The 20,234-nt window shown below is 47.1% G+C and carries 19 protein-coding genes, 1 pseudogene and 1 other annotated feature; of the genes and pseudogenes, 17 read left to right on the forward strand and 3 right to left on the reverse strand.

The window, feature by feature from the left end:
* Nucleotides 1-16 precede the first annotated feature (16 nt).
* The 9 genes from ACXHJ1_RS15255 to ACXHJ1_RS15295 all read left to right on the forward strand — a co-directional run bounded on the left by ACXHJ1_RS15255 (nt 17) and on the right by ACXHJ1_RS15295 (nt 6,219).
* Nucleotides 17-547, forward strand: coding sequence for a YqeG family HAD IIIA-type phosphatase (locus tag ACXHJ1_RS15255; RefSeq protein ID WP_013372205.1), 531 nt, complete (start codon nt 17-19; stop codon nt 545-547).
* On the forward strand, nt 540-1,667 hold the full coding sequence (yqeH, locus tag ACXHJ1_RS15260; RefSeq protein ID WP_019688083.1) for a ribosome biogenesis GTPase YqeH: 1,128 nt from the start codon (nt 540-542) through the stop codon (nt 1,665-1,667). Before ACXHJ1_RS15255 ends, yqeH begins: the two co-directional genes overlap by 8 nt.
* A 105-nt stretch (nt 1,668-1,772) precedes the next feature.
* Nucleotides 1,773-2,642 carry a shikimate dehydrogenase gene (gene aroE / locus ACXHJ1_RS15265; protein WP_090889438.1) on the forward strand — a complete coding sequence of 290 codons (870 nt, stop codon included), beginning with the start codon at nt 1,773-1,775 and terminating at the stop codon, nt 2,640-2,642.
* Nucleotides 2,643-2,709: 67 nt separating this feature from the next.
* The gene (gene yhbY, locus ACXHJ1_RS15270) at nt 2,710-3,006 is read left to right on the forward strand and encodes a ribosome assembly RNA-binding protein YhbY (RefSeq protein WP_013372202.1); all 297 of its coding nucleotides are present in this window, start codon (nt 2,710-2,712) and stop codon (nt 3,004-3,006) included.
* A 17-nt stretch (nt 3,007-3,023) separates the two neighbouring features.
* Nucleotides 3,024-3,614 (forward strand): nicotinate-nucleotide adenylyltransferase, encoded by a 591-nt coding sequence (gene nadD / locus ACXHJ1_RS15275; RefSeq protein ID WP_016821638.1) that lies wholly within the window; start codon nt 3,024-3,026, stop codon nt 3,612-3,614.
* Nucleotides 3,598-4,194, forward strand: a complete 597-nt coding sequence (yqeK, locus tag ACXHJ1_RS15280) for a bis(5'-nucleosyl)-tetraphosphatase (symmetrical) YqeK (protein ID WP_045244371.1) — start codon at nt 3,598-3,600, stop codon at nt 4,192-4,194. The genes nadD and yqeK overlap by 17 nt, the downstream gene beginning before the upstream one ends.
* Complete coding sequence (rsfS, locus tag ACXHJ1_RS15285) at nt 4,191-4,538, forward strand: ribosome silencing factor (protein ID WP_457904881.1); 348 nt, start codon at nt 4,191-4,193, stop codon at nt 4,536-4,538. The genes yqeK and rsfS overlap by 4 nt, the downstream gene beginning before the upstream one ends.
* On the forward strand, nt 4,535-5,443 hold the full coding sequence (locus tag ACXHJ1_RS15290) for a CvfB family protein (RefSeq protein WP_016821635.1): 909 nt from the start codon (nt 4,535-4,537) through the stop codon (nt 5,441-5,443). The genes rsfS and ACXHJ1_RS15290 overlap by 4 nt, the downstream gene beginning before the upstream one ends.
* A 2-nt stretch (nt 5,444-5,445) precedes the next feature.
* Nucleotides 5,446-6,219 (forward strand): class I SAM-dependent DNA methyltransferase, encoded by a 774-nt coding sequence (locus ACXHJ1_RS15295; protein WP_457904882.1) that lies wholly within the window; start codon nt 5,446-5,448, stop codon nt 6,217-6,219.
* A 72-nt stretch (nt 6,220-6,291) separates the two neighbouring features.
* On the opposite strand, the pseudogene ACXHJ1_RS15300 reads toward ACXHJ1_RS15295, so the two are convergent.
* Nucleotides 6,292-6,680: pseudogene (locus tag ACXHJ1_RS15300) on the reverse strand (tautomerase family protein).
* 179 nt (nt 6,681-6,859) lie between these two features.
* Nucleotides 6,860-7,118, forward strand: a binding site (T-box leader).
* Between the two features lie 61 nt (nt 7,119-7,179).
* On the opposite strand from ACXHJ1_RS15300, the gene leuS reads away from it, so the two are divergent.
* A complete protein-coding gene (gene leuS / locus ACXHJ1_RS15305) occupies nt 7,180-9,618 on the forward strand; it encodes a leucine--tRNA ligase (RefSeq protein ID WP_457904883.1) in 2,439 nt (812 codons plus the stop codon).
* Here leuS and comER read toward each other — a convergent pair.
* Complete coding sequence (gene comER / locus ACXHJ1_RS15310; RefSeq protein ID WP_016821631.1) at nt 9,599-10,444, reverse strand: late competence protein ComER; 846 nt, start codon at nt 10,442-10,444, stop codon at nt 9,599-9,601. The genes leuS and comER overlap by 20 nt on opposite strands.
* Nucleotides 10,445-10,731: 287 nt before the next feature.
* Here comER and ACXHJ1_RS15315 point away from each other — a divergent pair, with 287 nt between their 5' ends.
* The 6 genes from ACXHJ1_RS15315 to holA all read left to right on the forward strand — a co-directional run bounded on the left by ACXHJ1_RS15315 (nt 10,732) and on the right by holA (nt 18,474).
* Complete coding sequence (locus tag ACXHJ1_RS15315; protein WP_457904884.1) at nt 10,732-11,388, forward strand: ComEA family DNA-binding protein; 657 nt, start codon at nt 10,732-10,734, stop codon at nt 11,386-11,388.
* Between the two features lie 85 nt (nt 11,389-11,473).
* Nucleotides 11,474-11,992: a deoxycytidylate deaminase gene (locus ACXHJ1_RS15320; RefSeq protein ID WP_457904885.1), complete on the forward strand. Its 519-nt coding sequence runs from the start codon at nt 11,474-11,476 to the stop codon at nt 11,990-11,992.
* A gap of 202 nt (nt 11,993-12,194) precedes the next feature.
* Nucleotides 12,195-14,813: a ComEC/Rec2 family competence protein gene (locus tag ACXHJ1_RS15325; protein ID WP_457904886.1), complete on the forward strand. Its 2,619-nt coding sequence runs from the start codon at nt 12,195-12,197 to the stop codon at nt 14,811-14,813.
* 407 nt (nt 14,814-15,220) lie between these two features.
* Nucleotides 15,221-15,769, forward strand: coding sequence for an RNA polymerase sigma factor (locus ACXHJ1_RS15330; RefSeq protein WP_013311184.1), 549 nt, complete (start codon nt 15,221-15,223; stop codon nt 15,767-15,769).
* Nucleotides 15,766-17,229, forward strand: coding sequence for a zf-HC2 domain-containing protein (locus ACXHJ1_RS15335; RefSeq protein WP_457904887.1), 1,464 nt, complete (start codon nt 15,766-15,768; stop codon nt 17,227-17,229). Before ACXHJ1_RS15330 ends, ACXHJ1_RS15335 begins: the two co-directional genes overlap by 4 nt.
* A 213-nt stretch (nt 17,230-17,442) precedes the next feature.
* Nucleotides 17,443-18,474: a DNA polymerase III subunit delta gene (gene holA, locus ACXHJ1_RS15340; protein ID WP_044785377.1), complete on the forward strand. Its 1,032-nt coding sequence runs from the start codon at nt 17,443-17,445 to the stop codon at nt 18,472-18,474.
* 83 nt (nt 18,475-18,557) lie between these two features.
* Here holA and rpsT read toward each other — a convergent pair whose 3' ends face one another.
* Complete coding sequence (gene rpsT / locus ACXHJ1_RS15345) at nt 18,558-18,830, reverse strand: 30S ribosomal protein S20 (RefSeq protein WP_013372187.1); 273 nt, start codon at nt 18,828-18,830, stop codon at nt 18,558-18,560.
* A gap of 198 nt (nt 18,831-19,028) precedes the next feature.
* On the opposite strand from rpsT, the gene gpr reads away from it, so the two are divergent.
* Nucleotides 19,029-20,030: a GPR endopeptidase gene (gene gpr, locus ACXHJ1_RS15350; RefSeq protein WP_016821624.1), complete on the forward strand. Its 1,002-nt coding sequence runs from the start codon at nt 19,029-19,031 to the stop codon at nt 20,028-20,030.
* Nucleotides 20,031-20,234: the final 204 nt, after the last annotated feature.

Raw genomic sequence — 20,234 nt, forward strand, 5'->3', positions numbered from 1 at the left:
ACTGAGGTGACCGACGTTGTTTGAAATGCTGATGCCCAAATTACGGGTGAATACCGTCTTTGATATTGATCTTGAAGGCTTGTATGCTCAAGGATATCGCGGCATTATTACGGATCTGGATAACACGCTGGTCGGTGCAAAAGCGCCGAACGCAACTCCCGAGCTGGTGGCCTGGTTTGAAAAGGTCAAACAGGCGGGTTTTAAGCTTGTCATCGTGTCTAATAACAATATGGACCGTGTATCCGTGTTTGCTACGCCTTTGGACATTGAATTTATACATGCAGCCCGGAAGCCATCCAACTCGTCCTTTCGTAGAGCCATTCGTATGATGGGGCTTACTCCGGAAGAGACTATTATGGTCGGGGATCAAATGTTGACGGACGTATTGGGAGGCAACCGAATGGGTTTGCATACCGTTTTGGTGCTGCCGATATCCATTCATGATGAAGGAGTCATGACCCGATTTAATCGACGGTTGGAGCGAATCGCGCTCACAAGGTTACGTAAGAAAGGCTTATGGCTTGAGGAGGAAAAGAAGAATGACTGAAAGACCTGACGGTGGAACTGCCGTCAAATGTAGTGGTTGCGGTATCGCCATGCAGACCACTAGCCCGGACCTTCCGGGATATATTCCGGAAAAATTATTAACTCGTGAACCGGTCATCTGTCAGCGTTGCTTCCGGATCAAAAACTATAATGAAACCTCTTCGGTGACGGTAGATCAAGATGAATTCTTGAAGCTGCTTAGTCAGATTGGGGACAAGGATGCGCTCGTCATCCACATTGTAGATATTTTTGATTTTGAAGGCAGCTTGATTTCCGGCCTACAGCGTTTTGTAGGTTCGAATCCGGTTGTACTGGCAGTCAATAAGACTGATTTGTTGCCTAAGGTCACAAACTGGAACAAGGTACGCAACTGGGTACAAAAGCAAGCGAAGGAGCAAGGGCTACGCACGGAAGAAATCGTACTGTGCTCTGCTAAAAAAAATCAGGGCTTTGACCGTCTGCTGGATGTGGTATCTGAACTGCGTGGTAACCGTGATGTATATGTAGTCGGAGCCACAAATGTGGGTAAATCCACGCTCATTAACCGCTTGATTCGTGATTATAGCGATATGGAGCAGGAACTCACAACATCCCGTTACCCAGGAACTACACTCGATATGGTGAATATTCCGCTCGACGACGGCAAGCACATTATTGATACTCCGGGTATTGTGTACCCTTGGCGGTTCAGTGAAATTGTCTCCCGTCAGGACTTGAGTGCTATTATGCCGGACAAGCCGCTGAAGCCTGCTGCATATCAGCTTGATGCCGGACAAACATTGTTTTTCGGCGGTATGGCCCGATTTGATTTTGTAGACGGTCAGCACCAATCTTTTACCTGCTACATTAACGGTGGTCTTAAAATACATCGCACGAAGCTGGAGCGAGCTGATCAGTTGTTCGCTGATCATGCCGGGGAGCTATTGTCTCCACCAACACGCGATCAATTGGCAGAGATGCCAGAATGGACCAGACATGAGTTCCGCGTTCCACGCAAATCTCCATCGGACATCTATATATCCGGTTTGGGATGGATTAGGGTAAATAGTGAGAACGGAGCTCTGGTAGCGGTTCATGCTCCTCGGGGAGTCCGTGTGCTTTTGCGGCCTGCGTTGATTTAACAATGCTGTAACCAAGTTATAGGGCGGCAAGGAACACATACGGGTTCCTGCCGCCATTCATGTATTTGAGCGGCCTAATATTTTGCAATATGGGGGAGAGCAACGATGAACAGCGGGGAGTCTGGAGCGACCGAACGAGATCTTGTACTATTGGGCGTATTGGGTGATCCGATCAAGCACTCCAAATCGCCTCTTATGCATAAAATAGCTTTACAGGCAGCGGGGATTGAGGGAGATTTTGTACCTCTTCATGTCACACCGGATCAGCTGGAGGATGCTGTGAAGGGGATTCGGGCTTTGCATTTCCGCGGAGTCAATGTGACGATTCCCCATAAGGTTGAGGTTATGAAATATCTGGATGAGATTGACGAAGGGGCCCGGCTCATCGGCGCTGTCAATACGATAGTGAATGACAATGGACGGCTCAAGGGCTATAATACGGACGGAATTGGCTACGTGCGTTCCCTTAAAGAAGAGACTTCTGTTGAGTTAAAGGGTGCAAGAATTGCTGTTCTAGGAGCCGGTGGGGCTGCTCGGGGCGTGATTCATGCTTTGTTGGAGGAGCGACCTGAATCGGTCATTATTCTGAACCGAACACGTGACAAAGCTGAACAACTGGCATTGGAGTGGACGACAGAAGCAATTCCAGTAATGGGCTATTCCAACGAGGAAGCCAAGAATGTGCTCACGACAGTGGATGTATTGATTAATACAACCTCGGTGGGAATGTCTCCTTTATCTGATGAGCTTCCACTGGAAACGAATCTGATTCCGCAGGGAATCATTGTGAGCGATTTGATCTACAACCCGCTGGAAACGAGGCTTTTACGCGAAAGTCGTGAACAGCGTGGCTGCACTGTACATGGAGGTTTAGGCATGTTTGTGTACCAAGGGGCAGTGGCTTTTGAGTATTTTACGGGAGTGGCCCCTGCAGCAGACCAAATGAGAGCGGCTGTGCTGAGAAGCTTAACGTAAGTCGGATATACATTAAAATTATGGAAATGCCGCATTGTATATGTGGCGACGAAGGGGTTAAATATACATGTTAACAGGTAAACAAAAAAGATATCTGCGCTCCATGGCGCATCATTTGGACCCAGTTTTTCAAGTAGGTAAAAACGGTACGAATGAGCATCTTATGCGTCACATCAATGATGCGATTGAAAAGCGTGAGCTGATGAAAGTACAAATTTTGAACAACTGTTTAGACGACAAACATGAAATTGCGGAAGAACTGGCAGCAGAGACGGGTTCCGAGCTTGTACAGCTTATTGGGAGCACCATTATTTTGTACAAGGAATCTCGTGATCATAAGCAAATCGAGTTGCCTAGAGGATAATACGCGGGGAGAAAATTATGAAAATCGGTATTATGGGTGGTACATTTGATCCCATTCATATTGGACATCTGCTGGCTGGAGAAGCGGCAAGAGATGCCTATGGGCTGGATCAAGTATGGTTTATGCCTTCTCATATTCCTCCGCACAAGCATCAAGCGGGGGCAAGCGGCAAGGAGCGTCTGGAGATGACGAGTGAAGCGGTGGCGGGTCATCCTGCTTTTGAAGTGCTGGATATTGAAGTGCTTCGCGGGGGGGTATCCTATACCATTGACACGATCAAGAAACTTCAGGAGCTGCATCCTGCTGTAGATTTTTATTTTATTATTGGTGCAGATATGGTGAACTACTTGCCTCATTGGCAGGGGATTGAGGAATTGGCGCAGCGGATTTGTTTTATTGGGGTGCGGCGACCGGGCTTCCAGCTTGCGCTGGATGAGTTGCCATATTATTTGCAGGACAAGGTACTGCTGGCGGATATGCCAGTGGTGGACATTTCTTCGACGGATATACGAGAGCGTGTGGCAGAAGGCCGCACTATTCGTTATCTTGTGCCTGATCGTGTTCATGACTATATTACAAGGGGCGGTTTGTATGAAGTACAGCCGTGAGCAGCTAATGGAAGTCGTATCTGGCCAGATGCCTGAAAAACGCTGGAAGCACACGCTGGGTGTTATGCATACCTCTGTTGAGCTTGCGAAGCGTTATGGAGCAGACCCGGATAAGGCAGAACTGGCGGCTATTTTGCATGATGTAGCGAAATATTGGCCTGTTCAGCAGATGGAGGAAGTGATTCGTAACTATCCCGAATGTGATCAGGAGCTATTGGAGCATGACAAGCAGCTCTGGCATTCAGAGGTAGGGTACTGCGTTGCGGCAAGAGATTACGGAGTGGATGATCCGGAAATAAGGAATGCGATCCGCTGGCATACGTCAGGCCGCGTAGGTATGAGCCTGCTGGATAAAGTCGTGTGTCTGGCTGATTACATCGAACCGGGGCGGGATTTTCCCGGGGTTGAACATATCCGTAAACAGGCAAAGAAAAGTTTGGAGCAGGGCCTTATCGCTGGATTTGATTCTACGATTTCATTGTTGCTGGAAAAGCAAAAGGTTATTTTTCCGCTGACGGTTTTGTCGCGCAATGACTTAATTCGACAGCTAAAACAGAAAAAAACGGAGGTTCATGAATGACCCTAACGAATGAGAAATTAATGAAAACGGCGGTTGAGGCCGCTAATGATAAAAAGGCAATGAATATTGTCGCACTGGATTTGCGTGGAGTATCGCTAGTTGCGGATTATTTTGTAATCTGCCACGGTAATTCGGATACACAAGTACAGGCGATTGTAACAGAAATTCGCAAACGCGCTCATGATGAAGGTGTAGCCATCAAAGGAATCGAAGGAATGGATTCCGCTCGCTGGGTTCTAATGGATTTGGGGGATGTCGTAGTGCATGTCTTCCACCGCGACGAACGCGAATATTATAACATTGAACGGCTTTGGTCGGATGCTAAGGTTGTGGAGAAGGTATGAGTTTGATCGCTGGTACTTATGTCACCATTATGGTGGATCGTGAGGTATCTCCTTTCGGCTACTTTCTTACCGTCGGTGAGCAGGATGTGCTGCTGCACTATACGGAGCTGACTCGTGAAATCGAGGTGGGTGAACGGCTGGAGGTATTTATCTTCCACGATACAGAGGACCGTTTGGCTGCAACTATGAAAAAGCCGTTCTTGTCTCTGGGAGAAATGGCAAAGCTTGAGGTGGCCGATGTGCATCCGCGTTTGGGATGTTTCCTGGAGATGGGATTGGGTCGTCAGCTTTTGCTGCCGATTCGTGAGTTGCCAGAAAACCGTGATCTGCATCCTCGGGTGGGTGATTACGTGTATGCCATTATGGAGCATGACAAACAAGGCAGACTGCGAGCTAAGCTGGCAGGGGAACAGGAACTGGCTCCATTGTGTTTCCATGCTCCTAGTTCGTGGCTTAATACATGGGTGCAGGCGACGGTGTACAAGCCGCTTCAGATGGGCACATTCGTTCTGGTGGACGGGGGTGTGCTTGGTTTTGGTGCAATAGGAATGATTCATTCGTCGGAACGTAACCGCATGCTTCGCTTGGGCGAGGAGGTTAAGGTACGGGTCACGCTTGTTCGTGAAGACGGTCGGGTCAATCTGGCGATGTCGCCACGCAAGGAAGTAGGCCGTGATGAGGATGCGGATCGGTTGATTGCATTTCTGAAGGAACGTCCGGGTGGCGGTATGCCATATTCTGACGCAACGCCGCCGGATATTATCAAGCAACGGTTTGGTATCAGTAAATCCGCCTTCAAGCGTGCGATGGGCAAGCTGATGAAGGAAGGGCTGGTTACACAAAAAGAAAACTGGACCTACCTGGTGGAGAAGATGCCTAAACCGAAGGACGGGAATGGGGAATAAAGATGGCTTCTTACCGCAAGTTTGCCTATGTGTATGATGAGCTAATGCAGGACATGCCGTACCCCGACTGGTTGCGCTTTGCACGGCAAGCTTGGGATCGATACGGTATGCCACATACAGTGGCCGAGCTGGGTTGCGGAACGGGCTCAATTACGATTCCACTGGTTAACTCAGGCTTCGAGGTGGCTGGCATTGATTTGTCCTCTGACATGCTGGCAGTAGCCCGTCGCAAAATGGAAACTACTCCTCAAGGGCAGCGATTGTTTCGTGAGGGGAGCGTTCGCTGGATACAGCAGGATATGCGAGAATGGATTTTACCGGAGCCCGTGGATTCTGTCATTTCTTTTTGCGATTGCCTGAATTATTTACTTGAGGAAGAAGATATCATTTCTACTTTTCGCAGAACGTATGCTGGTCTGAAGCCTGGTGGAACCTTTCTGTTTGATGTACATCATCCCCAGACATTTTTGCGTTATGATGAAGAACAACCATTCGTACTGGATGAACGCTCTATTTCGTATATCTGGACATGCGCATTGGACACTCCCCGTTGTGAAATTGAGCATCATCTCAGTATCTTTGCGAAAGCAGAACATGAAGGACGCGATCTGTACCAGCGTTTTGAGGAAATTCATGTACAGCGTGCTTATGATCCAGACTGGATGAAGGCAGAATTGTCCAAAGCGGGTTTTCGTGATGTGAAGATATATGCAGATTTTGAATGGGTAGAAGCAGCAGATGACGCGGCGAGACTTTTTTATGTCGCTGTAAAATAGCTAGGATTCATTGAGCTAATATAGAAAAAGAAAGACGCTTTTCATGAAGTCATGAAGGGCGTCTTTTTGCTCTCATATATTCACTTTATAGTTCAGCTGAAGTTCATCACCCGGTACACCCCGAATGCCCCAATTCTGTTTCGGGGTTTCAAATATAGTAATTTCAAGATCCTGTGGAGAAATACCCAAAAGATCGTTAATTCTTTGAAATAACAGATTGATGAGTTGCTTCTTAGCTTCTGTCGTTCTGCCTTCGAAGATACTGATTTCAATAATGGTGTATGCGTCGGAGCGACCATCTGCATATATAAAATCTTCATGATTCATAGGGAAAAACGATGAAACCTCTTGTCTGGAGGATAATTGAACGCATCCACCACGGCAGAGTGAATCACCTCTGAAAGTTGCTTTTTGATCGGATTTAGCTTCTCTTTTGTCCCGAAAATTTTAATCTGTGCCATGTCTCCACTCACCTTTCTTATCTCATCTCAACTTGAACCATTGCAACTTGGAGTTATTATAAAACATTCGTATTCATGTGTCATGGACAACTAGTATGAAGATGGCGCTTCGTATCAAATGTAGTCCTTATTTGACTTTTTTCGCGGTTTTCAATATAATAGTGCCATTATTAACGGTTAAATAATCGCTGATGAGGAATAGTAGTTTTGTCTGGACATGTAGAGAGCCGGCGGGTGGTGCAAGCCGGTTGACAGTGCAAAGCGAACTCACCTCGGAGATATGCGTCCAACGCAGGAAAGCACCTATATAGGTGTCAGTATCCTGTTATTAATACGCATCGGATCACCTCCGTTATCAGGTGCAAAGGGAGTAGAATGCGAAGAACGCTTTCTGCTAACTAGGGTGGTACCACGGGAATATAACCTCTCGTCCCTAGCGCTGACACGCTACGGGATGCAGAGGTTTTTTTGTTGCATACCGTTTGAGGAGGAAAAGACAATGACAGACACACAGCCGAAGCACGGCTATCAACCGCAAAGTATTGAACCAAAATGGCAGAAATATTGGGATGAGAACAAAACGTTCCGCACTGGGGAAGAACCGGGTAAACCGAAGTTTTATGCTTTGGATATGTTTCCGTATCCGTCTGGAGCTGGTCTGCATGTAGGCCACCCGGAGGGATATACAGCTACAGATATTGTTTCACGTTATAAAAGAATGCGTGGCTACAACGTACTGCATCCGATGGGTTGGGACGCCTTTGGTCTGCCTGCCGAACAGCATGCGCTGGATACAGGCGAGCACCCACGCGAAATTACGGTGAAGAACGTAAATAACTTCCGCCGTCAAATCAAATCACTTGGCTTTTCATATGACTGGGATCGTGAAATCAGCACAACTGATCCTGATTATTACAAATGGACACAGTGGATTTTCATCCAGCTGTACAAGCGTGGCCTCGCTTATGTAGCTGAAGTGCCCGTGAACTGGTGCCCAGCACTGGGAACGGTACTGGCGAATGAAGAAGTAATTGATGGTAAGAGTGAGCGTGGCGGTCATCCGGTTATCCGCAAACCCATGCGTCAATGGATGCTGAAAATTACGGAATACGCCGATCGTTTGCTTGACGATCTGGAGGAACTGGACTGGTCCGAAAGCATTAAGGATATGCAGCGGAACTGGATTGGTAAGTCTACCGGGGCAGAGGTTCATTTTCCAATTGAAGGCTATGACGAACAACTCACAGTATTTACAACCCGTCCAGATACATTGTTCGGTGCAAGCTACTGTGTGCTGGCCCCAGAGCAGGAATTGGTGGATATGATCACTACACCTGAGCAAAAGGACGCTGTACAACAGTATCGTGAACAAGCTGCTCGGAAAAGTGACCTGGAGCGTACGGATCTGGCCAAAGATAAAACAGGCGTATTCACAGGAGCTTATGCAGTGAACCCGGTGAACGGCGAAAAGCTGCCAATCTGGATTGCCGACTATGTACTGGCAGGCTACGGAACAGGTGCAATTATGGCAGTACCGGGCCATGATACACGTGACTGGGAATTTGCCAAGAAGTTCGGATTGAAAATCACTGAGGTCGTTCAAGGTGGAGACGTGGACAAAGAGCCATACACCGAGGATGGTCCGCATGTCAATTCAGGCCTGCTGAATGGACTTACCAATGAGGAAGCTATTCCGAAAATGATTGAATGGCTCGAAGCTGAGGGTAAGGGGCAGGGCAAAGTAACCTATCGTCTGCGTGACTGGCTGTTCAGCCGCCAACGCTATTGGGGCGAGCCGATTCCAGTAATTCATCTAGAAGATGGAACGATTAAAACAGTTCCTGAGGATCAACTGCCGCTCGTACTGCCAGAGATGGACAATATCAAGCCTTCAGGTACAGGTGAATCCCCACTGGCGAATGCGACAGATTGGGTAGAAACCGTTGATCCTGAAACAGGTGTGAAAGCACGTCGCGAGACAAATACGATGCCGCAATGGGCAGGAAGCTGCTGGTACTACCTGCGCTTTATTGATCCAAAAAATGATAAAGAGCTTGTGTCCAAAGAGAAACAGCGCGAATGGATGCCTGTTGATCTGTATATTGGCGGAGCAGAACATGCGGTTCTTCACTTGCTGTATGCCCGTTTCTGGCACAAGGTGCTGTATGATATCGGCGTAGTGGAAACTAAAGAGCCTTTCTATAAGTTGGTCAACCAGGGTATGATTCTAGGCAACAATAATGAAAAAATGAGTAAATCACGCGGTAATGTCATCAATCCTGACGATATTGTAAATACGTTTGGCGCCGATACGCTGCGTATTTATGAGATGTTTATGGGGCCGCTGGAAGCGACCAAGCCATGGAATGAGAATGGGGTAGAGGGAGCGCATCGTTTTCTGTCCCGCGTATGGCGCCTGTTTGTTTCCGAGGATGGTAGCCTGAACGAAAAAATTAAAAATGACGGCGGTAGCGACGAGTTCAAACGGACCTGGCATAAAACGCTGAAAAAGGTAACCGAGGACCTGGATGCATTGCGTTTCAATACAGCGATCAGCCAGCTGATGATCTTCACCAATGATGCATACAAAGCAGACCTTCTGCCGCGTGCAGCGATGGAAAACTTCGTGCAAATGTTGTCGCCGCTTGCACCGCATCTAGCCGAGGAACTGTGGCAGCTGCTGGGACACAACGAGAGCATTACCTACGCGGCTTGGCCTGCCTATGATGAAGCATGGACGGTAGACGCTGAAGTGGAAATTGTCATTCAGATGAATGGTAAAATCGTACAGCGTGCAACGATTGCCAAAGATCTTGATGCCAAAGCGATGGAAACTTTTGCATTGTCGCTGGACAGCGTTCAGGAAGCACTGGCTGGTAAAACGGTTCGCAAGGTAATTGCTGTTCCGGGTAAGCTGGTTAATATTGTTGCCGGTTAATCGGCTTTAAGCCAAACGAGGCATCTATCTTTTGCATGTCCTCTTCATACTTGTTGTGCGTGACCCGTATTAGCTCAGGGAAGACACTATGCAGGCTGATGTCTAACAACGCAAGAGCTTCAGCGGTTATACCTCCGGGAACTGCTACTCTTGCTTGTAACTCGGCTGGTGTCATCCCGCCTTCCGTGAGCAGCTTTCCAGTGCCGATGATCATTTCACCGGCCAATGCGCATAGTTCTGTACGGTCTATACCCGTAGCTTGAACTGCGGCTTGAATCCACTGGTCCATAAAAAAGGCCAAGAAAGCAGGGCCGCAGCTCGAAAAATCCGATGTGATCCGTGTATGAGACTCTTTAACCCGAATTGGCCTGCTGATGTGGGACATAAGCTCTTCCAGAAGGGAGCGATCCTCCTCTGTAATCCGGTTTCCATGGATGCACAGTGAGGCTCCGCTTCCAATCTGGTGAGTGATACTCGGAATAATTTTGGACACCTTGGCTTTCAGTGCATGCTCTAAAATACGGATCTGTACTGGACTTGTGATAGAAACGACGATCTGCTCTTCTGTAATGACGTTGCGTATTTCATCCGTTACGGTTTTTGATTCCAGCGGCTTCACGCAGATAAATAGGATATCGCTTTCCGCTGCCGTCTCACGGTTGCTTTGGGCTGCATGCAAACCTGGATAACGACGGGCTAGCTCTGTTACCTTGGAATACGTTCGGTTGCTTGCTAATATTTGCTGCGGTTTAAGTGCGTCCGAATGAATAAAAGATTCGATTAGCAGACTTCCCATGCTGCCAGTCCCGATAAATCCAACTTTCATTGTTCAACGTCCTCCTTTCATACTTTGCGGTATAGACGCTGTGCTGTCATTCTTCTTAGTGTATGCACTTGGTCTTGGCCGACATGACGAATTTTATGTCTGAGCACATTAGATCGTGCCTGGGGTCGTACCACTCTTTGTATAAATACTCACAGCGAGACCGTATGGAGGTGCTTACAACCTCCGTTTTGACGGGAATTGAACAGACTTGCTCTGTTTAATTGAGACGGTGTTTTCAGTCGGCTCAAATTCTCGAAATCCATGTGGAGTAGGGGACGATACGAAAAATGAAACGCGTATGGACAGGAACGGCAATAACGCTTGCTGTAATCGGGAGTGGACTTATTTTGTTTGCTGGAGGGCAGCGAACTGAGCCACAAGAAGAGTGGAGTTTGCTTAACCATAAGGTGGAGCAGACTTTGGCGATAGAGTCGCAGCCAATTGAGTCACAGCGCAGCAGTGAGTATGCCGAAGGAAAGCATGCTGTAAAAGAGGCTTCAGACCAAGCTGAACGCAGTGCGAATGACGAAGCTGTTGACAATGTGAAGCATAATACTAAGCAGAGTTCTACGGGTGTATCTGCTGATTTAAGTGAAAACTCTGAACACTCCATGGCGGGGAATTCAAGTACCGTAAAGCAGTCAGATGTTGCGGATTCGAGATCAGACACAGCTGTTGCCAGTTCGAATGCTGCAACGACGAGTAGGACAAATACGGTGAATGATTCGGCTATTCCATCCATTTCCGGTGAAAAAAAGGTGAACATTAACACAGCGACTGCTGCCGAGTTAATGGAGCTGCCGGGAGTTGGGGCTAAAAAGGCCGAGGCTATTTTGAACTATCGTAATCAGCACGGGCTGTTCAAACGTGTGAACGATTTGGATCATGTAAAGGGAATCGGAGCTAAAATGTTAGCGAAAATGAAGCCGTATGTTAGCTTATAACTTATTTAAGTTTCCGGTGTAGGCTTTGAGAGTGGCTGTAACGGATATGTTTTACGTTTAACTTGTTTATACGGGAGAGATGGAAATGAGTGCAGATGTACGCAAGGACTGGGACACCTATTTCATGGATATCGCTTATATGGTATCCACCCGTTCGCGCTGCTCGCGGCGTCATGTTGGAGCCGTACTTGTGCAAGGTAAGAAGCTATTGGGGACGGCCTATAATGGAGCACCATCCGGGGTGCCTGACTGTTCTGAGGGAGGCTGTATGATCTCGGAGGAATATGAGGTCGTTCACCGTGATGGACGGGAGGAAATGGTTAAGAAGCAGCGTTGTATTCGCACTATTCATGCGGAGCAGAACCTGCTGCTGTTTACTGACCGGATTGACCGTGAAGGCTCCTCAGTATATGTCACCGACCAGCCGTGCTGGACGTGTGCCAATATGCTGGCGAACAGCGGCATTGTGGAGATTGTATATCACCGACCTTATCCAAAAGATGCCGACAAGGTTCGAGCTATGATGGAGGAAAAGGGAATCGCCTTTCGCATGCTGGAGACTTATCATCCACCGCAGGAAACGCTGATGGATGTTAAGGATTAAATAATAACGAGGAAGAACCTCTGACAATGTTATTTTGTCAGGGGTTCTTTTTTTGTTTTGTGTGTTGACAGAAAGCAATGTTTGCTAATGGGAAGGTGATTGTATTCAAGCCCAACTTGTGTTTACTAGGCCTATATTAAGCCTCACTGTTTGTTGGATTATAGGAAGTGCGGGAGCGTGTCTGTATTCGGGACGTATACTTTTGGTGCTGTGGGCGGGAATTACTCTGGTTTTCCCGCTTATAGCTTTATTGATGAAAATTCCTATCCGACATATTTTATTGCTATGGATTGCATTGAGTGGTGGTGGATTTCATTGGTTTTGGCATGATACGCATAACGTGAGCAGTATTCCTGGTGCACTTCATGTATCTTCTTCTGTCATAGAAGACATGCCTGTTCAAGCAGCAGGGTTTATTGCTTCAGAAGTTGAGATTGATGGTGATCGTGCGCAGTTTGAGATGAGAGTTACTTCAATTCATCACTTTGCCAGTCATTCCAATAAGGATGAACATCGGGGGTCTATTTCTGAACAGGCCATTGTTCATATCAAGTTGGCTACGAAGCAGGAACAGCAACTTGCGGCAGCATGGCAGCGTGGGGATGCAATCCTGCTGCGTGGCAGCTTAAAGGCACCAGCAAAAGCGGGGAACTTTGGTAGCTTTGATTACAGTGAGTACCTGCACACGCAGGAAATTCACTGGCTTATCAAGGGGGCTGGAGCGGCCTCGTTACAGAGGCAGAAGGCTTCACTGTGGAACCGCTACACATTATTGAGATGGAATGATCAGCTTAGAGAGCAGCTAGGTCAAAAAATGGAATCTGCTTTTACTTCACTTCTTCACGCAGGATATATGAAAGGTCTGATACTTGGGGTTACAGATGAGCTGGACCCAGCAACGTATAATGAATTTACGCAGCTTGGTTTAACGCATATTTTGGCGATATCAGGTATGCATGTGGCGGTATATGCGGCCACATTATTATATTTACTCAAGCTGTTACGAGTTAGCCGTGAAACCTCCCTTACGATTGTGATGGTACTGATTCCGGCTTATGTGCTGCTGACAGGTGCTTCTCCCTCTGTTGTAAGAGCAGGGATTATGGCGATGATCGGTTTGTTTGCAGCTCGGCGAGGGTTGCTCAAAGACGGACTTAATATTTTAAGTATATCTGCGTTGCTTATGCTGCTATGGAATCCATACTACCTGCTTAGCGTCAGCTTTCAGCTTTCCTTTTTGGTGACAGGTGGGTTGCTCATATATATGCCGCTTATGAAGCCGTTTTTCGCCCAATGGCCCCTCCTGATCGGTGGTGAAGTTGCGATCACAATCACGGCACAGCTTGTTTCGTTTCCAATGACGGTGTTCTACTTTAATCAATTTTCGATATTATCATTTGCGGCTAATTTTTTACTTGTCCCCCTAATTACATATATCGTGCTTCCACTAGGTACGGTGGCAATGGGAATGGCCTTTTTATGGGGGGATGGGGCTCGCATCCTTGCGTGGCCAGCGGAGCAATTAAACGATCTAACCTTTTCGCTTGTGAAATGGATGAATGTGGATGATGCTTATGTGAGTATTTGGCCGTCTTCTTCTATTCTGTGGGTTCTGGCGTATTACGCAGCTTTGTACAGCGTTCTGTACTGGCTCAAAACATGGTTGATATCTCGAAGGCAAACAGGCGAGATTTCCGATGTGAAATCTAATCCCATAGCTTCACCTGTGCATACAGGACTAGCGGCTTCTGCCGAGTGGGCGGCTATTTTGCAAACGGATCATGAACCGAAGGGTGCAGGGAAATTTGCGCATCGACAGTGGGATGGATATCGTCATGTGGCACTCGCTTTAAGTGGTATTGCCTGGCTTGGCATACTATGTATAGGGTACCAATCTCCTAGTGAAAGAAACACGGGAGTTGTTCAATATCTGGATGTGGGCCAAGGTGATAGCATTTTAATTACAACGCCGGGAGGAAAACATATTTTGGTAGATGGCGGGGGTACGATGGACTTTGCAACAGGGAAAAATGCTTGGCGCAAGCGTACAGATCCCTACGAGGTTGGCGCGGATACGATTGTCCCTTTGCTAAAGCAACGTGGGGTGCATCGGCTGGACGCTGTCATTTTAACGCATGGAGACCATGATCATGCCGGAGGACTACAGGCTATATTTGACCAGATTCCCGTAACCACCTTGTTTTTTAACGGTACCCTAACAGACAAAGCTCCATTTCGAAAGTTGTTAAACACGGCTTTGAACAAGCAGATCAAGCTGTACGGTGCACATCATAGCATGAAGTGGGAACCAGACCGGGATACGACAATTCGCTTTCTCTATCCGTTTAAGCTGGAGGAGAACGAATCTGGGCAGTTGCCTGTTATGAAGGAACAAAATCATTATTCCGTTGCCATGATTTTAGAGATGGAGGGGGTCTCGTTTTTATTCACAGGAGATATGGATGATGCCGCAGAGTCGCTGTTGCTTTCTGAATTAACCCATTCTTCATCCCATGTGAAAGCTCAGGGAGCAATAGGAGCTGCAAGGAAAGCTGTAGACGTTATGAAAGTGGCACATCACGGAAGTAAGTATTCCACCTCGGAAGAGTGGTTGTCCTATTGGCAGCCGAAAGTATCCGTCATTTCAGTTGGTGCAAGCAACACTTATGGCCATCCGAATAAAGCAGTATTGGAACGTTTGGCGGAGGTTGATTCTGCCATATATCGAACAGACACAATGGGAGAGGTACAGATTCGTGCGCAGCAAGGGAAGCTGAGTGTTCGGTATCAACGCAGACGTGAACAGACGAATTCAAAATGATTTTGTTAAAATCATCTTCAACTACAAAAAAGCAGGCTTGTAACAGCCAAGAACCTGCCTGCCGTTAAATCAGATAAGGTATATCAATTCTTAATCGACGATTTTTATTTTCAAGATCCGATTGCTCTATCTTATCGATTAGAACTCATATCTGATTTTCTGATTTCTAAGGAGTGACAAAATGTTTCATGCAGTTTAATAGGTCTAGTATTTAGATGTATGTAGGGGCTGAGGGAAGGTGACTACCTTCCCTTTTTCTGTTATTCTAAGGGAGGATACAATGGGGATTCTGGGCATTTTGTTATAATTTTTTTTATTAAAAAAATAAAATTAGCGTCAGACGTCTATCCTGCAACAATTTGCAAAAGGGATACGTCTGTAATATTGCAGGGAGAGGGGGATCCTTTGTGGTAGAGCAGGGACTCATCCGAGCCGCTCAATCGGGCGATCGCGATGCTCTCATTACCCTATTAAGAGAGATAGAACAGCATGTGTACCGTACGGCATATTACATTCTAAATAATGAGCAGGACGCCATGGATGCTTCACAAGAAGCCCTCATACGAATATATTCCAAAATTAACTCTTATGAGGAAAAAGCACAGTTTAAAACCTGGGTCCAGCGCATTGTAACGAACATATGCATCGACAAATTCAGAAGAACAAAGCCTTCGGTTTCCATTGACGAGCATGACATGATATTTAACGACCCCCAAAACGTGGAGGTTGAGGTGTTAACCTCTTACATGGCACAGGATGTTCGTGAGGCTATACAACAGCTCCCGGAACACCACCGGACGGTAATTGTCCTGAGATATTTGCAGGATTTCTCTTATAACGAGATTGCCGATTCTCTGGATTTGCCGCTAAATACGGTCAAGTCATACTTGTATCGTGCAAGACAGCAATTGCAAGGGCTACTTCAGGAATATCAGAAAGGTGGTGTATCAGGATGAAGTGTGGAGAAGAGGTGATGGATTGGATGCAGCGTTATGTGGATCATGAACTGGGCGAAGAAGAGACGTCCCAATTAATGAACCATATTGCGACTTGCCCGGACTGTGCGGAAAAATTCCATATTCTTCAGACACTCTCTCGCGAGCTGGAGGAATTGCCTGCGGTTTCCCCGGCGTTCAGCCTGGTGGATTCCATCATGCCTCAGCTTGATGCCATTGACCGCGCACGTGAAGAGCAGGGAAGCGCGCTTCAGGAAATGCAGCCTGTGGCTGCTGATCCAGAATCTGGAGCAGGGCCTAGACAACGTACTCAGCCTGTACCTTGGTGGAACCGGGTGGGAGGGCGTGCTGCCATGGGCGTGGCTGCTGCTGCCGTTGTACTGGGGATTGTAGTGTTCAACTTCGAGCCTAAAACGGTGCAGGATGCGGAAGGTATACTTACATCCCAGTCACCCGAGGTGACAAGCCAGCAGACTCAGACGGAAATTCCAGGTACGACCAATGGGAGTGGAGGACGTGATGCAGCCATTGGAGCGGAATCGACCAAGCAGCCATCTGAACAGGGACAAGGTGCTGATTCCTCTCTGACACCTGCAGATAAGGAACCTGACCTGGGCAACCAGGGAACAGACAGTTCAGATAGCGAAAAGAATCCTTCCAAACAGGATGCTGAGAAGGTCGATGACCAGCAAGCTGGCGAGGAACCTTCAACAAAGTCTGCACCGACTAAGCATTCATCCCATCAGGATGAAAAGCAGGGACAGCCGAACGTCGATCGTCAGGCGACAAAGGATGACTCGCCTGCAGATGCTCCTACATCCGATGACAAACAGCTAAAACAGAAAAAATCTGATCAACCCACGATTGCTCCTGATGAACAGCTGGATCCGAAAATGGAAAAGGCACCTTTAGCGGGTACGAGTACCGCTCAGGAGGATAATAGCGATGATACAAGTACAAATGATGCATCTTCGTCGCTTAGCCAGGAATTAAAGGTACAGAGTCGAATTGCCTCAAATGAAACGTCGAAAGATGCGACATCCAAAAGTGTCACCAAGGATGCGGGGAACTCTTTAGGGGCGGATAGCAGCAATGCCGATACTAATGATCAGCAATCATCGGTGTCACAAGACCCGGTTCGTAGAGAAGGCTTTGTATCTAATTCGCTGGTCTCTCCGGACAGTAATAATGCTTCCACCTATGGTGCCCAGTCGGCCTCTACAGATCAGTTCAACTCGCCTGATGGTAGCTATGCGGTGGCTATTGAGGGCAAAAAGCTGAAAGTGTATAAGCTTTCCGATAACGGTGTAGACCGAACAACACTGGAAGTCCGTACCCTGAAGGGTGCTTGGGTCAAAGGAAGCTGGTCAGATGACAGCCAGACCTTTATGTATGAGACAGAGCAGGATGGGACTGCAAGTAAATATACGTACACCGTTCCGCGTGGCACTGGAAAATAGTTTTCGTAAGTGGCACACTTTTTAGAAACAGAGAATAAACTATATGAACCGACGTCGTATCCCGACGGCCGAAAGTTTCTAGAGCTTTCTGCTGCCGTGTTGATATAGATGGTGGTGAAGGGATTCTGCCTAAAGGCGGGGTCCCTTTGTTTGTGTCATGACTTGCCTTCCGGTCGGATGTCAGGTACGATCAGTGGGTGGGGGGAACGGAAAATGGATGTAAAAACAGCCTCTAGGGCTATTCGTAAAGGTGATATTTCGCCAGTGTATCTGTTATATGGCAATGAAAAATATCAAATGAAGCAGTTTGTTGAGATGCTAAAAGAGAAGGTGGTGGAGGAGGAGCATCGTGACTTCGCCATTAGTTCTTATGATTTAACCGAGACGCCAATTGAGGTGGTTGTAGAGGACGCAGAAACAGCGCCTTTTCTGGTGCCAAAGAAGCTAATTATTGTACGGGATACCAGTGTATTTGCAGCAGGCAAAGATAATGGCAAAATAGAGCACCGTCTTGAGACGCTGTTGACTTACATGGATAACCCGACTGACTATAGCGTCATCGTTTTTACGGTTCAGGCTGAAAAGTTGGATGAACGGAAAAAGATCGTCAAGAAACTGAAAAGTGATGCCTCAGTTATTGCTTTCGCCCCTATGGGTGGAGATGATCTTGTGGCTTGGGTCCATAAGCGTGCAGCAGAAAGAGAAGTGCAGTTGGCAGCAGGAGCGGCTGAGAGACTCATTCAATACACGGGTGTCGGGCTTCAATCCTTGGCAGCCGAGATAGATAAGCTGTGCTTGTACGCAGGAGCGCAGGGAACGATCTCATCCGCTGACATTGAATCCCTTGTGCCTCGTAATACAGAGCAGAACGTATTTGCGATGGTTGAGGATCTGGCTAATTTGCGGCTGGATAAGGCGCTCAGTATTTTTTATGAATTGCTTAAGCAAAAAGAAGAACCCATCAAGATAGCAGCTTTGATCACACGGCAGTTTCGTATTATGTTGCAGGTCAAAGAGCTGGCAGGTCAAAGCTATTCTCAGCAACAAATTGCGAGTCAGCTCAGCTTGCATCCTTATGGGGTGAAAGTTGCAGGGGATCAAGCACGACGCTTCCGTTCTGAGCAGCTGCGCCAGCTTCTCTATGAACTGGGCGAGCTGGACTATCATATGAAGACAGGTGTCGTTGACAAGGTGCTGGGACTGGAACTGTTTTTAATGAAAATGGGGGCAGGCGCTTCAATCTAATCTCGTAAAGTTATAAACTAAAAAATCCTGATCAGCCAAGGCTGGTCAGGATTTTTTCATTAACGTATAAAAGTAGCTCGTGCTTACGCTTGAGCTGTAAGAGCGTTAAGTTTTTTCGCCAAGCGAGATTTCTTGCGAGCAGCTGCATTTTTGTGGATCAGACCTTTAGTTACAGCCTTGTCCAGCTTTTGGGAAGCCACTTTGAAAGCAGCAGCAGCAGCTTCAGCTTCGTTACCTACCAACGCTGTATCGGCAGCTTTAACTGCTGTACGAAGCGCGGATTTTTGGGAAGCGTTCAACGCACGGCGTTTGTCGCTAGTTTTAACGCGTTTGATAGCGGATTTGATGTTTGGCATTACATTCACCTCCTGTAAAGGCATTACTTATGAACACAAACGTTTCACAACTTAAAATATTTTAGCATGCCACACCTCAAATTGCAATAAGAAAACATTCTGAGACGATGCAAATTACAGGATGAAAATGGATGTGCATAAACCTGTTGGGTGTCTCGCACACTATAGCCAGAGATGGTATATAAGGAGGTTTAAAAGATGGATCTGGATTTGCAGAAGTATGCGGTACGCACGGATTTGGCATTAGAGGCAAGAGAGCTGGCAGAACGGAATCAGCCTGTCCCGCTGACGGGTATAAATGAGAATGTGGAGGAAGATAACGGGATTAAAATTACGCGGCTGGATGTATTAAATGAGGAAGGAGCCAACCGTATTGGGCGGGTACAAGGGCATTACGTTACGCTCGAAGTACCTGGCTTGCGTGAAGGCGACACTGGACTCCAACAACGTGTAGCCATTGCCTTTGCAAAAGAAATGGAGCATTTTATACAAAAAATAGGGATCTCTAAGGTGGCAAGGGTGCTGGTGGTAGGACTGGGGAATTGGAACGTTACTCCTGATTCGCTGGGTCCGCTTGTCGTTGAAAATTTAATGGTCACCCGTCAATATTTTGAACTGACACCTGATCAGATCAACCCTGGATATCGGGATGTGAGTGCGATTGCGCCGGGTGTTCTTGGTATCACGGGAATCGAATCCAGTGAGATCGTTCAAGGCATTGTGGACCGCACAAAACCAGAGCTTATTATTGCTATTGATGCTTTGGCGTCACGTTCACTGGAGCGTGTCAATACGACCATCCAGGTGGCGGATATCGGAATACATCCGGGTTCAGGTATTGGCAACAAGCGCCGCGGTATCACCAAGGATATTATGGGGGTTCCGTGTATTGCTATCGGCGTTCCAACGGTATGCTATGCTTCGACCATCGTCAATAATGTAATCGAACTGATGAAAACGCATTTTACCAAAGAAAAGGCTTCTACCAAAGTAATTCTGGGAATGTTGGATGATATTTCAGAACCTGAGAGACTCGGGCTGGTGAGAGAGGTACTTCAACCGCTGGGGCATGATTTGATTGTGACTCCAAAAGAGATCGATGAATTTATTGAAGATATCGCGAATATCATTGCGACCGGTTTGAACGCAGCTCTACATGAGGCTGTTGATCCCGACAATGTCGCCGCTTATACGCATTAATGAAAGGCTAGCAAAACCATCTTTCTAAGACACGACAGAAAATCTCTATTTAACAGGTAGCCTATCTCTTTCAAAAAGGGATGGGCTTGTCCTGTAGATAGAGATTTTTGTGTTCTAGTAATTGTTCTCCGTTCATAGAGTTGAAGTATAAGAGATTTCCGAAACAGATAGGAACCCTGTGTTCTGAATGTAATAAGCGGGTTT

This window comes from Paenibacillus sp. ALE2 (assembly GCF_054113385.1).